Consider the following 13121-nt stretch of genomic DNA (forward strand, 5'->3'; position numbering starts at 1 on the left):
GTAAATAAGACTTTTTTGCGTCAAGAAAGTCTCTTTTTCCGTCAAAAATCAATCTTCCTTAGAGAAGTGCTTTTTTGCTCCAATGAGACCATAGTCCATTTGGGTCGCAAATTGCATCGGTAAAGGTGTTAAGCCAGCGGCTTCCATCATGTGGCGATACTCTTTGCGACTATAGGCTCGTCCTTTGGTAACCCAAAACAACTGAGCAGAGTAGTCGGTGACGGCTAAGGGGCCGTCTAACGCATCGTTGAGGAAAGCATCGTGAATCCATAATTCGCCTTCTGGTCGAAGCACCTCCGCAAAACGTCGAGCAAGCGTATAGCAAACATAGGCAGGCCAATCATGAAACACACTAGCTGCCAATATAATGTCGGCTGAAGGTAAAGTATCTTCTAGCATGTCGCCGGGCATGAACCTTACTCGTTGCGACAGTGAAGTCGCCTCAGGATGTTGTTTACAAAAGCTCTCTAATGTCTCTGCTGCTACTGCCAATACCGACGGGCGGTCGAGTAGGGTGGCGGTGGCTTCGTGATTGCGCAGGAGCCATTCATAAGTGAAGTAGCCCGTACCACCCGCAACATCCAACAAATGCCCCGAATGACGCGGTAGAAATTCGGCAGCGATAGGAGCCAAGCATTGGGCACGCCCCGCGAGGGCCAGTGTCAAGCGGCGAGCTTCGTCTGGGTTGTCCATGGGTGAAGGAGTTTCGTGGTCTTTGACGTAAGCAATGCCTGCGGTAGAAGCATACTTGGGACCATCGTGTAGGAGACGCTCGGCCATTTCGATTACGCCGGGGTCATTTTTTTCTAAACCTACGTAATCCATTAGTGTAGGTACGGCGGCACGAGAAAGATGATGTCCTACCTCCGTAAGTTGTAGACGTCCCTCCGTATCGTACTTTAACATTTCCATGGCACAAAGTGCCGGAAACAAAACCATAGCGGGGCGTTCGCTGAGGCCAAGTCGCTGACGTAATTCGCTAAGTGAGAGAGGATGTGTGGCCAAAGTTTCAAAAACATTCAAATGATGAACCGCCGCAATGAGCAAGCGCGAACTATAAACGGCTCTTGCATGGCGAGTAATAGGAGCTAAGTCAGGGGTGAGAGGCATAAGTAAAAGGTGAAATATACTACTAGAATCAAAAAAGGCATCGATTACTATTTTCTTATTGAGAAAAGTTATATTTCCTAGAAATAAGTACATTGTTAGCTAAGTTTCTTTAAATTTTACCCGCCGATTGGCGCAGATCGAAGTCGCAGACAAACGCAGATTAAGTAATTGAGCAAAATTAAGCGAGTATAAAGCTAATTCTATTTTAACCCCACGTCGCATCGGCGCTCCGACTTTAGGCTGGGGTGGGTAAAAAAGACCACAACGTAGGGCTTTAGCCCTGATTTTTACGCTTTTTGTCAAAAAAAATCAGGGCTAAAGCCCACGTAAAGCTCTCACATTGTATCCCCAGCCTAAAGGCGTGGGGTTAGAGGAGTCGCATATTGTTGATAATATCCAGTTTAATTTTGCTTAGTTACTTAAGTAAATGTGCGAATTTGAAAATGAGTTAATTTGAAAATAAAACCCTGACAATCAAATAATTAAATCACTTCAAAAATCCAGTTTAATTTTGCATAATTACTTAAGTAAATGTGCGAATTTGAAAATGAGTTAATTTAAAAATAAAACCCTGACAATCAAATAATTAAATCATTTCAAAAATCCAATTTAATTTTGCATAACTACTTATTGGCTATATGCCCCCTTTTTTCGGCGCAAATCTGCGCTTGTATTATTCAGCGCACTTCTGCGGGTAAAAAATAAAACTATTTATGGTAAAAAGTTTAAACAGTTTCAATGCGTATTTTACTACATCTTTGCGTTGAAAAACTCTTTTGTTTGTTATGCGGGTTGTCTTTTTATACTTTTTATTGCTCTATCATTCAGCCTATGCTCAATATGAACACTTGCTTCATAAAGATTATAAAGAGCGTGGGAGGATGTTGAGCAACTTTTGGGAAACCAAGACTATCAACGATAATTATGATTCTACTAAGTTTTTTGATGAAGTTTTAACCATTCGAAAATTGGCCATTGAGCACGATGATGAGGGCTTAGAAATGGATACTTATATGATGGAACTTAGCTTTTTTCTTTATCGAAAAAAATACAAAGATAATTTGGTGGTCTCCAAGTTGGAATTGGATAAGGTTCTACAAATCGCAAGAGAAAAACAACTGCTGACGGAAGCGTCGGTCGAAAAGCATTTTGGTCTTTTTTATTTCAGTAGGGTCAAAAACTATGAGTTGGCTTTTGAGCATTATCTCAATATGTACGAAATCATCAAAGATAAAAAGCCCACTGAGTTTCCTGATAAGGTCAACTGTATCAATCAGTTGACTTATGCTTATTATCATTTTGCCGAATATGATAAAGTGATTCAGTATGCTCAAACAGCGATTGATTATGAAGAAACCAATCGTTTAGACCACTATTTGTTCTCCAATTATGTTTTTGTTGGTAATTGTTTTCGGTATTTAGGGCAGTTAGATTCAGCGAAGGTATATTACGAAAAAGCCTATCAGAATGCGCTTGGCAAAAAACAGGATCATGCTATTGGGTTGGCACGGGGCTATTTAGGATACTTGTACTATCTTCAAAATGAATTTGAGAAGGCTGTTCCGCTTCTTAATGCTGGGCTTCAAGTGGCCGAAAAATATCCGCTTGCCAACTATCGAGGATTGTGGTCTGTACCCGCATCGGTGGCTCAATTGGCTGAAAATAGCATTTTGTGCGTGAGTAGTTTGAGTAATTTAGAAATCAAAAAAGGGCATTTAAAGCGAGCAGGTGAGTTGATGCAGAAAGCAAAAAAATACCAACAGGATTCGGGCGAGTTTGCACTTCTAGAAATTTTGTATCCGTCATTGGCTCGTTTGGCTACCGAGCAAGGGCAGCATCGTTTGGCGACTTTATACTTGGATTCTTTGTTGTTTGTCAAAGATAGTCTTCATCGGCAGTTCAATACACGCAAGTTATTGCGTGCTCAGCAGAAGGCTGATTTGAAGCGGCAGCGTGACCAAATAGAAACACAGCGTAAAGAAAAAGTACAAGAAAGAAACTTGTATCTGATAGGCGTGGGTATGATTTTAGGTTTGGTGATGTTTGCTTATTTTCGTCAACGGAAAGTGTTTTTACGACGATTAAAAGTAGATCAGCAGCACCTAGTCGAAAAAGAAACACAACTTTTGAATGCCACCGAACAGCTTCGCCAGTTTGCTTCTAATATCTCAGAAAAGTCAAAATTGATAGAAGAACTTCAAAAAAATCCTGATGGATTGTCATCTCAACAAGCCTTATCAAGATTACAGCAGAGCACAATTATTACGGATACTGAATGGGAGACTTTCCGTCATTTGTTTGAGCAAGTACATGAAGGCTATCTACAGCGGCTCAAAGAAAAATACCCTCAATTAACCCCCGCCGAAGTTAGATTTATTACCCTTACAAAGCTCCAATTGTCAAAAAAAGAAATGACATTTGTGCTTGGGGTTTCGGCCCAAAACATTCGGACGATTTGGTATCGATTGCGAAAAAAACTCTCCCTTGCCGAAGACATTACCGCTGAAGAACTAGCGGAAAGTGTATAATTTCTTCTTAAAGTACTGATTTTGGGTAGTTGTGACGCATTTGTGACACAAATGTAATGCTTTTGTGACAGCTTAAAATTGGAGAAAGACTGCTTGCACTTCTAGCTTTGTAGCATGGCTAGGTCATCTTTCATTGCGTTCTTGTTCCGTCAAAAAACGCTAGTGCTACTACTCCTACTAGGATTGCTCATTGTCCTTATGATGGGTATTTGGTGGTATTATGACAAACAATTGGAGGCCTTGAAGGATATGCCATAGCCAATGAATCGCAGGCTTATTACCAAACCCCTCAACTCATGAAAAAAATACTACTTCTGTTTGTGATATTGACCACTATCAAATCATCGTATGCCCAGATCTTTTACGTGACTCCTTCCGGGGCAGGTTCGAAAGACGGCTCTAACTGGTCCAATGCCTACGAAGGGAGTAAGTTGCAAGACGCCATCAATACGGCGGCAAGTTATGCTTCTTCCAATAATACAACTTCGCAAGTATGGGTAGCAGCAGGGACGTATTACCCCACAGTGGATGCAGAGGGAAATGCAAACCCCGCTAATGCACGACATAAGACTTTTGTTATGAAAAATAATGTAGGGATTTATGGAGGGTTTCCTTCCACCGGCAATCCAACTATGAGTCAACGTAATTGGAAAACGAATGTTACTTTACTCAGCGGCGAAATTCAACAAGACAATGATATTTCGAATAACGTATATCATGTGTTTTTAAACGATAACAATGGACTTAACAACACCGCTATTATCGACGGAATTACTATCTCATACGGTGCTGCCAACAATATAGAGGCACTTTATGAAGAACGTGGCGGCGGTATGTACAATTACCTATCATCACCTCGTATCAGCAATTGTACTTTTTCTTTTAATCAATCTGCCTATTTTGGAGGAGGGCTTACCACTTCTGATGCTACTCCTGAAATAGAGAATTGTACTTTCTTGAGCAATTCTTCAGATACAGGAGGAGGTATTTGTAGTTTTGGAGAGTATGATTATAGTATTGTCAATTGCCTATTTATAAGCAATACTGCTAATACTTCAGGAGGTGGTATTTACAACGGAGAAAGCCAACCGTTGATTCTTAATTGTACTCTAGTCAATAATTCGGCGAGCATTAATGGTAGTGGAGTTCATAATTGGCCCAATTCGTTTCCAACTTTAAAAAATTGTATCTTATGGAATTCAGGTGCTGCGGAGGTCGGAAATTCGGGAGGGTCTAGTACAACGTATGTTAATTGCCTCATCAAAGGCTTAAATCCCGGCGGTAGCAACTTAGACGGTACCAATTCTAATAATACTCCTTTGTTTGTAGATGATGCTAATAACGATTTTCGTTTGTTACCTTGTTCGCCAGGGGTCAATCAAGGCGATAATACCGGGGTGCTTGCCAAGGACTTTGACGGTAATAATCGAATTTTTGGTGGAACAGTTGATTTAGGCGCATTTGAATTGCAAAGTACTACCTTGCTAGTGATTAATGTTTCTTCTTCTTCTAGTCCTACTACTTGTGGAGGAAGCAATGGAACCATTGAATTGTCTGGCCTTTTGGCTAGTGTAGCTTATACTATCAATTATAAAAAAGACGGCAATGCTGTTTCGGGTACTGAGTATACAAGTGATGCAAATGGTATCATTACACTCTCTGATTTAAGCGCAGGCAATTATACGGATATTGTTGCTACCCGGGGAGTTTGTGTTAGTAATCCCGTTTCAAAACAGCTTTCAGATCCAGCGCTTCCTTCTATTACCTTAGGTAGTATTGCCGAAATTTGCCCTGGAGGTACCTCTTTTAGTATTCCCTTTTCAAATCCTGACAATGCTCCTACTTCTTACTCATTGTCAGGAACTGGCTTGACCAGCGTCACCGACGGGGCATTGCCAAGTAGCCCTATCATGGTTTCATTAAACGAACCTGCTGAGACAGGGAGTTATTCATTTTCGCTGACTGTAAAAAACGCCAACAACTGCATCTCCACAGAACTCATAGGTTCGGTGGTGGTGAAAGCAGTACCTGTGGCGAGTTTGTTATCATCCAACGGGCCATTGTGTGGAAAAGGCAATGCTATTTTTGAAGTAAATGGCACCTCAGGAGCAACCCTAAATTATACTTTAACGGGTCTGGCTGGTACGCAAACACTATTGTTGAATGGAAGCAATCAGCAAATTTCTGCTTCTGATATTACAGCTAATACAACCTTAACTTTACTCAACGTTATCTCCAACACCACTCCAGCATGTACGACGGCTCTAAGTTCCTCGACTACGGTGGTAGTCAATGTTGTTCCTTCTGTATTTACCCTTAGCAGCAACAATACAGTATGCCAGAGTAATCCCAATGCTAATCCACCTGCGCTAACACCGATATTGTCAGGCTCAGAAATTGGAGTGACTTATCAGCTTCAGCGAGATGGTATCAATGTGGGTACACTTATGAATGGTACAGGAAATGTGCTAGGTTTTGGTGGACAAACCGTAGTAGGAACTTACACTGTGATGGCGAAAACGACCGTAGGTGGTTGTACGGCCCAAATGAGTGGAGCAGTAAATCCTGCTACATTGATTGTTGGAACGATACCTTCCGTATTTTCAGTGACAGGAGGAGGAAGCTATTGTAAAAATGGGGCAGGAGTAGCGATAGGGCTGAATGGTTCTCAAGTAGGGGTTAACTATCAGCTTCGACGTAGTGGTCTGAATGTAGGCAGTGCAGTAGCGGGGACAGGAAGTGGCATTAGTTTTGGGAATCAGACAGCGGCGGGTAGCTATACAGTGGTGGCAATAGAGGATGTGGCTGGTTGTAGTCGTAATATGAGTGGAGCCAAAACCGTGACTATCAATAATAACTGTAGTGCGAGAGAAAGTATTGCTTCTTGGGAGCAAGAAGATAATATAACATCAGAGGATGGTTGGGCGATGATAGCTCCTAATCCTGTGATTGGAGAAAGCTTTCAATTACAAGTAAAAGGACAATCACATCAAAAGATTAACTGGGAAATAATGAATCTACAAGGGCAGATAGTGCAGCAAAATAAATTTGAAACAGAGGCTTATTTACACAAGCAGCTAGTAGAAGTGAGAGGACTAAAAGTAGGTGTTTACGTGTTGCAAGTAATGGCAGAGAATCGTAAAACTACGCTGAAACTAATCAAAGTCAATTAAATGCTTACGTAAAACTGGTAATTGTGACTATCCGTTAAAACCTAGAAATCATATCCTATCGTTATTCATACAAAAAAAACCTCAGTTTCGTCTGAGGTTTTTTGATATAAGGCGAATCGGCTATCTTTATTTTTTCAATTGATTTTCAAACAAAAACACGCCATTTTTATTGGCAATGACGATGTCGGGCTTGCTGTCTTTGTTCATGTCTTGCACTACGATATTAAGGCCCGCTCCCGAATCGTTGTCGATGACATGTTCTTTCCAGTAGGGTTTTTGGCTGGGCGTAAACTCAAACCACAACAGATAAGCGGCGTCGGCGTCGCCGGGGTCGCGACCGTGGTGAGCCAAAAAGCGTTTCCCGGTGATGTACTCTTTTTTGCCATCACCATTGATGTCGGCCATGATAGAAGAGTGAGTTTGGGCGGTAGTAGTGCTCATGAGTTGGGTTTGGAAATTGAGTTTCCCATTGGCATCGGTGATTTGTTGATGCCACCAAACTCCCAAGGCATGAGCCGAAGCACTTATTACATCGTTTTTGCCATCGCCATCCACATCTATGATGTGCATGTGAGAACAAGGTTCACCGAGGTTGGCAGGGTGAAATACCCAATTTCCCGATTTAATGTCCTTTGTGCCTTCAAACCACCCTTCGCGTACCACCACATCTTTGATACCATCTTTGTTGATATCACCGTAGCCAATTCCGTGAGAAAAGCTTTCGGTTCCCGGTACATTTTCGGCACTTAACGGAAACCGTTGCCATTCTGTTTGCCCACGTTTGGTAGGAGCTTTGAGCCACACAATTTGTTTTTTTGCTCTATCACCGCACAAAATATCCAATCGGCCGTCGTTGTCTATGTCCACAAATCCTGGTGATTCATTAGCTACGCCCACCGAATCTGCAATGATATGTTTTTTCCAAATGCCTGGTTTATTGTGAGGGTTTTCAAACCAAAAGGCGGGTTTGCCCGGAAAATCAACAATGACCACGTCGTCCCAGCCGTCCAGATTTACATCCATGCCTAGATTGAGGAAAGAATTAGAGTATTCTTTGCGTGGATTAAAAACCCGCGAAAACATCCCAAAACCAACAGTTTCTTGGGTTTTGTCGTTGGGGGAAAGTTCGGCGGGAGCCATTTGATGCTTGGTCCAAGAAGGTGCTTCAAACCAATAATACCCTGCAATGATGTCGAGTTTACCATCTTTGTTAAGGTCGGCTACGGCTACTCCTTCGGATATAAAATCGCCCGTGATTTTTGTTTTCTTAAAATCAGTAGAAAACGATTGACCGTAGGCCATACTCACCCCCCAGGCGGCCATAAACCCTAACAAGATTTTAGTGTGATAAGTCATCTTTTTGTGTGTTTTCTGCTTTTGGTTCTACCTACTCCGCCGTATTTCCTAGTACTTTGTCAATCAACATTTGGGTTTCGTGGTGCTCATGAGAATGCCCCTGTCCCAATCTACTTCTCAGTTCTTTCAAGAGGTTTTTTGCCTCATCGGTACCAAGAGCGGCTATGCGCTGAATGGTATAAGGCAGGTGATTGGGCATAACCGACTTTTCGGCCCATTGGAGCAATCTTTTTGCATCCACAGTGGCCAGAGGCTCGGTAGCATACCAGATCATCAACGGCAGATTATGGTCAGCAATGTCTTCTTCCTTTTTTGACAGCGCTTCTACTATATTCCAACGCTGCGCAAGTGGCAGGCGCTGTATGCCAGAAGCAAGGTAGAGGCGTACCAAGGCGGAGGGGTCTTTTTTAGCTAAGTCTTCTAATTTACGCAATGTTTCTGGTAAAATACCCTTGTTTTCTACCAATAATTGTACGGCCCAGCTTCTGACATACTCGTTAGTGTTTGACAATAAAGCTGCCAATTCTTTTTCTGTAAGCCCTTTTGTGACGTGCAAGGCCCACAGCGCACGAAGTTTACGAGTAGCATCGGGGTTTTTAGCTAGTATTTCTTTGAGAGCAGCGTGTACTTTCGGGTTGGGGCCACGTTCTTGCAAAATCGTCCGGGCCTGTCTTACATACCATTCGTTTTTGTGAAGTTGATAATTCACCAACTCTGCATCCGAGGCTTTGGTCAAATCTACTTTTACCCATTTGTCATTTTCGTGGGTAATTTTGAAAATACGCCCCATCGTTTTGTCGTGTACGTCGGGATTGGAGCTGTGGCATTGGTTTTTGTCATACCAATCGATGGCAAATACCGAGCCGCTTGGGTCGTATTTGAAATTGAGCCACTGCGACCACGAATCGTTCATGGCCATGAAATCGTCGCGGTGGCGTACCACATATCCTGAACCTTTGCGCTCAGGGTGGTCGCGGTTGAAGCGTGCACCGTTGATATTGTTCATGAAGATTTCGTTGCGATATTCCTGCGGCCAAGAGCCTCCTAGATAGACCATTGCGCCTGCGTGGGCGTGTCCCCCTCCTTTGGAAGCAGAGCGGAAATTGCCCGCGTGAGGACCACGTTCACCCACCCAATGCACGTGGTCGGCGGCGGTTTTGATGTCGTCGTAGGTGTAAGGATTGAAGTGCTTGCCTGCTTGTCGCTGATAACGAGCATTTTGGATGATATGGTACATGTGCGGAATCACACAGGCAGTGATAAAGGGATGTCCATAATCGTTAAAATCAATCCCCCAAGGATTGCTCGTACCTTCTGCAAAAACCTCAAATTGATGAGTCGTAGGATGGTAGCGCCACACGCCTGCGTTGATTTTGGTGCGCTCAGAATCAGGAGCGCCTGGCTTGCCTACATTGGAGTGCGTAAAGACCCCGTGCGTACCATAAAGCCAGCCATCAGGCCCCCAGCGGAGGCTGTTCAGCGTCTCGTGGGTATCTTGCATTCCCCAGCCGTCGAGGAGCTTTTGGGGTGGGCCTGCGGGTTTGTCATTTTTTGCATCTATCGGAACATATAATAGGTAAGGGGCAGCTCCTAGCCATACGCCGCCCATGCCTACTTCCATGCCACTTACCAGATTGAGCCCTTCCATAAATACTTTCCGACTGTCGAGGGTACCATCGCCATTTGTATCTTCAAAAATCAAAATACGGTCGCGGCCTTGTCCTTCGGGTGCAGGAACAGGGTAGGTATGAGCTTCTACTACCCAAAGCCGCCCACGGGCATCAATCGTAAAACAAATAGGGCGCACTACATCAGGCTCGGCGGCGGCGAGGGTGATTTTAAAACCCTTGGGAGGGGTCATGGCTTTGGCCGCTTCGAGCCCCGAAAGACCCGCATTCAAGACGGGGTTGAGGGGAGGAAGGATGATAATATCTTTTTGCTTGAGTTCATTCGGAAACTCAGGGCGGCTAGGATAAAACTGAAAATCGTCAAAATTGATATGCGCCCATTTGTCGTGAGGGATGTAGGGGATTTGGGAAATACCCGTTTCGTCGTCAATGATTTTGATGTAAATGTCTTTGTTGAGATGCCCTTGCAAGTCTACCACTACAGGCTGTAAATTGGAGCGTCCTTGTCCGGTGATGCTAAAAATGATTTTGTGGGTAGCAGCGTCTAGAAGCTCCACTCGTGTATCTTGCAATGCCCCTCCCGAAACCCGAAAAGCGGCAAAAGGCTGAGTGACTTTGAAAGGAACGGAAGTAAGTGTACCTGTAGCCTTGGCATTGACGGTGCCTCCACTGCTCACAAAGTAGTTACCTTCAAAACCAATTTTCATTTCTTTTTCATGCATCGGTGAGGGAGTCTGCGAAATCAAAGCATTGGCGAAAGCAGTACCCGTAGCAGTCCAATCTTTTAGAGTGCCAGCTTCAAAATTCAAATTGAGAGGCTGACCGTCTTTTTGGGGAAGTTGCCCTGGCACGACTTTAGTCGTAATGTCACCTAGTACTACTTCAATGTTGCCGACCATGCCCGCTGCGCGGTGACCGGGTACGGAGCAGTAATATACGTCGCTGTTTTCGGCCACGAAGGTGATACTAGTATGCGCTCCTTTTTCCATGATGGTTTTACTTTTGACGCCTTTTTTCTCAAGGGCTATATCATGCGTCATCAGTTCGGCATTGGTAATGGAAATTCGCACGTTCTCACCTTTTTTGACACGTAAGGTAGGATTGCGGGTGCCGTCGGGACCAAAATACCCGACCATAGAAGCTTCAAGCGAAAACTCACGGTCGATGGGGGCGTTGTCGTTTTGCCCCAAAACCCATTGTGAGGCAAAACAACAGACCGCAAGCAAAGGTACAAGCAGACGATTTAGATGCATAATAAAAAGGGAAGGTTTGATTTTAAGAACAGATATAATTATTGGGGGAAATCAATTTATATGGCGTTTTGAACGAGTAGAAAAAAATAAATGTTTTGTTTATATACTGATAGTCAATGTGCTGTTGGTTCTTATTTTCTCTGTGATTTTTTATAAATATTATTCAGTTTTCATACTACTTACTTGATTCAGAAAGCCCAATAGCTATTGCCATTGGGCTTTTTTGTATGCTAAATATGAGAGCGTAATGTCAGAGGGTAAAACCTTAAAAATCAGTATCAGATTTTGGAATACTCATTTTCTGAATCCAGATGTTGCGATAAAGTACATCATGGCCTTCGGCTTGAAGTTTGAGACCACCCGGCACATCTGTGATGCCTTTGCCGCCGTCATTACCACCGTCGATACCCGAATTAGGCCCGCCCCATACTTGGTTGATGCGCTGGTTTTTGTGTACTTTTTTACCATTGAAATACATGGTAAGCATGGCTTTTTCGACCAGTTTGCCGTCTTTGAATCTTGCGGCTCTAAATACGATATCGTAGGCATTCCATTTACCAACCCCATTGTAGGCAAAGTAAGGAGAAGGGGTTTCGTTGATCACTGCCCCCATGCCATGAGAAGTAGTATCGCCGTCTAGTACTTGAATTTCGTAGCGATTTTGGAGATATACCCCACTATTGCCCCCTTTTTTCTGAATCAAAAATTCTATGTGTAATCTGAAATCTCGAAATTGGTCTTTGGTCACAATATCGGCAGCTCCGTATTTGCCTCCCGCAGCAGCAGGGTCGTTGGTATTGAGAACCGTACCTTTGTCAACAGGGTCGTTGACAATAAACCATTTGATGGGTAAAGTGGCGGCCAAACGAGGACCTTTCCAGTACGTCCATTTTTCGTCGAGCATCTTGCGCGACCCATCAAAATAAACTTCGGCACTCTTAGGCGCTTTTACTCCTACCCCTACTTGGGCGTGAAGAGTGCTACCCATGATAGTAGCCACGAAAACCAAAATGATAGATTTGGAGGTGTTTTTTTGAATCATAAAAAGAATATTTTGGATAGAAGGACGATTATGTATGAAAGAACGAAACCTTAAATTCTACTCTCAACGAGTCTCATAGACAAATAACGTAGAAGCTGAGTCGTCGTCGGGGACAAAATAAGCCCGAATGCCATTCGAGGCTGTTTCTACCCAAAAGGGGTTGTTGGTCATGGGTGCGCCGGTGGGCGACCATAGCGGAAGAGGGATTTGAAATACGGGACGTTTGTCGATGAGATTCACCAATTCAAGCCCCCCCATCGCATATACGGGAGACTCGGAAGAGGTGCGGTATTTGCGCAGCCCTCCGCAGAGCATTTGATGCTGCCCTACATAATGACAATCTTGATAATCCACATAAAACGAAGGATTGAGCAAACCTTTTTGAGAAGCGGCAAGCTTGATCTCAGGTTGTTGCTTAGCATCGAGCGGCCAAGTATAGAAGGTACGCGAGCCCCAGCTTATCCCCGTTAAGGCATGGGCTTGGGTGTCATGTACGATACCCCCGATATGGTCGCCAAACCGCATCACTTCCTCTACTTTTAAGCTCTGTGGGTTTACTTTATAAATGATAGCTTGGCTTTTGGGGCGGTACTCGGCTACTGGCACCCAGATAAATTTTCCATCAAAATCAATTCCTCCTGGATGATAAATGGCGCCTTCGCCAAGGGTGATTTGGGCGAGGAGTTTGCCGTTGGCGTCAAACTTAAAAAGGTGTCCTTTGCCTTCGCCGCCGTCGTTGTCTTGGCGTTTGCGAGTCACTTCGACCGAACTCATGTAGAAAACATTTCCGATTTTGACCATACCTTGGGGATGAAATGTAGGAAAAGACAGGGGAGTAGAGCGTACTAGCTCCCAAGGTGTATCGGGGCGGAGTTGCTTGACTTTTTCAACCAGCGCTTTTTGAGCTATTAATTGAATAGAAAAGAAGAAAAAAATAAAAAATGGCTTCATGTTTGGGCTATTTTTAACCACAGTTATGACTAAAATAAAAAGCAATTTTGGCCTTAAATCTTTTGTTAATTTTGGGTTTT

7 protein-coding genes are annotated in these 13121 nt (G+C 43.6%); 2 read left to right on the forward strand and 5 right to left on the reverse strand.

Translation table 11 applies throughout. The features are described from left to right. Positions 1 to 48: 48 nt before the first annotated feature. Entirely contained in the window at positions 49 to 1110 is a 1062-nt protein-coding gene (locus G563_RS0125200) for a methyltransferase (RefSeq protein WP_028667765.1), read from the reverse strand. A gap of 785 nt (positions 1111 to 1895) precedes the next feature. On the opposite strand from G563_RS0125200, the gene G563_RS0125205 reads away from it, so the two are divergent. Both G563_RS0125205 and G563_RS0125215 read left to right on the forward strand, forming a co-directional pair. Then, positions 1896 to 3638: a tetratricopeptide repeat protein gene (locus G563_RS0125205; RefSeq protein WP_028667766.1), complete on the forward strand. Its 1743-nt coding sequence runs from the start codon at positions 1896 to 1898 to the stop codon at positions 3636 to 3638. 296 nt (positions 3639 to 3934) lie between these two features. Beyond that, positions 3935 to 6811 (forward strand): T9SS type A sorting domain-containing protein, encoded by a 2877-nt coding sequence (locus G563_RS0125215; protein ID WP_028667767.1) that lies wholly within the window; start codon positions 3935 to 3937, stop codon positions 6809 to 6811. Between the two features lie 126 nt (positions 6812 to 6937). Here the strand turns inward: G563_RS0125215 and G563_RS0125220 are convergent, their stop codons facing one another. From G563_RS0125220 to G563_RS0125235, 4 genes are all read right to left on the reverse strand, one after another. Continuing rightward, positions 6938 to 8134, reverse strand: coding sequence for an FG-GAP repeat domain-containing protein (locus tag G563_RS0125220; protein ID WP_229598568.1), 1197 nt, complete (start codon positions 8132 to 8134; stop codon positions 6938 to 6940). A 64-nt stretch (positions 8135 to 8198) separates the two neighbouring features. After that, complete coding sequence (locus tag G563_RS0125225; protein ID WP_028667769.1) at positions 8199 to 11048, reverse strand: PVC-type heme-binding CxxCH protein; 2850 nt, start codon at positions 11046 to 11048, stop codon at positions 8199 to 8201. A 265-nt stretch (positions 11049 to 11313) separates the two neighbouring features. Continuing rightward, a complete protein-coding gene (locus G563_RS0125230) occupies positions 11314 to 12036 on the reverse strand; it encodes a 3-keto-disaccharide hydrolase (protein WP_229598569.1) in 723 nt (240 codons plus the stop codon). Positions 12037 to 12153: 117 nt separating this feature from the next. Then, complete coding sequence (locus G563_RS0125235; protein WP_037328199.1) at positions 12154 to 13041, reverse strand: DUF6454 family protein; 888 nt, start codon at positions 13039 to 13041, stop codon at positions 12154 to 12156. Between the last annotated feature and the right edge of the window lie 80 nt (positions 13042 to 13121).

It is taken from the genome of Runella zeae DSM 19591, from assembly GCF_000423565.1.
GTDB classification, from domain to species: domain Bacteria; phylum Bacteroidota; class Bacteroidia; order Cytophagales; family Spirosomataceae; genus Runella; species Runella zeae.

Bases quoted from the DNA above. Each gene is read 5' to 3' on its own strand.
- G563_RS0125200 (WP_028667765.1), bottom strand. From the start codon at position 1,110: ATGCCTCTCACCCCTGACTTAGCTCCTATTACTCGCCATGCAAGAGCC.
- G563_RS0125215 (WP_028667767.1), top strand. From the start codon at position 3,935: ATGAAAAAAATACTACTTCTGTTTGTGATATTGACCACTATCAAATCA.
- G563_RS0125225 (WP_028667769.1), bottom strand. From the start codon at position 11,048: ATGCATCTAAATCGTCTGCTTGTACCTTTGCTTGCGGTCTGTTGTTTT.
- G563_RS0125205 (WP_028667766.1), top strand. From the start codon at position 1,896: ATGCGGGTTGTCTTTTTATACTTTTTATTGCTCTATCATTCAGCCTAT.
- G563_RS0125230 (WP_229598569.1), bottom strand. From the start codon at position 12,036: ATGGGTAGCACTCTTCACGCCCAAGTAGGGGTAGGAGTAAAAGCGCCT.
- G563_RS0125220 (WP_229598568.1), bottom strand. From the start codon at position 8,134: ATGGCCGCCTGGGGGGTGAGTATGGCCTACGGTCAATCGTTTTCTACT.
- G563_RS0125235 (WP_037328199.1), bottom strand. From the start codon at position 13,041: ATGAAGCCATTTTTTATTTTTTTCTTCTTTTCTATTCAATTAATAGCT.